1 protein-coding gene is annotated in these 1,293 nt (G+C 47.9%); it reads right to left on the reverse strand.

The genetic code is table 11. The annotated features are described in order from the left end of the window. The coding region (locus VZT47_RS10465; RefSeq protein ID WP_330224904.1) for a tetratricopeptide repeat protein at window positions 1-1,275 on the reverse strand (1,275 nt) is incomplete at its 3' end. Between the last annotated feature and the right edge of the window lie 18 nt (window positions 1,276-1,293).

Here is a 1,293-nt window from a genome sequence, read left to right on the forward strand (position 1 = left end):
CAGTTCCGATTCATGGCAGTCGAAGGTCTTCACCACGGTTACCGGCGTTTCTCCGTCATAACCCATGACGATGACTGTATCGCCGGCCTTTATGTCTTCTATTTCACAGAGGTAATCATAAGGCTTTCCTCCCGGCTGGAAAGTGATGCGGGCCAGATGGCGGAGGGGGCCGCCTTCTTTTTTCTTCGGGCAGTCAAACTGTCCTGAGCGTAGACTGAGCCAGCCGGCTTTTTTATTGTGCCAATAGAAATTCAACCTGTATTTATCAAAATCCCATTCAAACCGGTCAAAAATCAGGGGATCCTTTTTACCGGAAATTTTTCCGTGAAATTGATGAAGGGTAACTGCTTTTACAAGACTGCAGTAGTCAAAGCGGGGTTCTGTGTACAGGTAGGGGACGATTTTTCCGAAATCCGGATCAAGGCGGCTGATGGAAAGGGAAATGCGCTTTTTCTTTCTGTGAACCGTAATCATCAATGGATACCGATCATCCATCATGTCCCAGAAAAGCGTTTCCAGACCGTCCAGGTCATCCATGAGAATGGAAGGAACAAAGAAATCCTTCGCCAGCTTTTCCCTGGCTTCCGCTCTGGCCATGGCTGCGGTCTTTGCCACTTCCTGATTGCCAAAGAAATCGCTGGCTGCTGCACGCTTCCTTGCTGCATAGTCTGCTTCGAGATAATACTGGTAACTGATTTCCTGTAAATGATAACAGGTGTCATATATCTTTGCCATGCGGAGGGCTGCATCGGCAAAGTTCACATCCGGCCATTCCGGAAACTGCTTTTTCGTTTGATCATAGATTCTTTGATAAAGAGTCCTTGCCAGTTCCGGACGCTTCTCTACTCCGTATCCATTGAAATACATATCCCCCAGCTTGTAAATGCTTTCGGGGTGACCCTGAAGGGCTCCGAAGTAGAAACAGCGGAGGGCTTTTTCATAGTCCGGGACTCCTTTGGTGGTTCGTCCATAATAATAGATGTAGCCCAGGGTATTGGCATAGCAGGGGTCATCGGAAATGGAGCAGAGTTTTTCAAAAATCTGCCGGGCCATTTCCCAGTCGCAGGGATAAAGCCTGGAGCCTCCATAGCAGGCGTACCCTTTCAGGCGGAGGGCTTCTTCCACATCTTTTTCACAAAGTTCATCAATGACGGGCCGTATTTCCTTCAATTTTTCCTCACTGGCACCGCTTTCCCCGCCCTCTCGCTCAAAATTACGAAGAAGAGAAATTTTTTCCTCCTCCGTCAATTCTTTCTTCACCGGTATTTCTTCCATGGATATCATCTCCTTTAA

It is taken from the genome of Dialister sp. (genome assembly GCF_036343215.1).
Taxonomy (GTDB): Bacteria; Bacillota; Negativicutes; order Veillonellales; family Dialisteraceae; genus Dialister.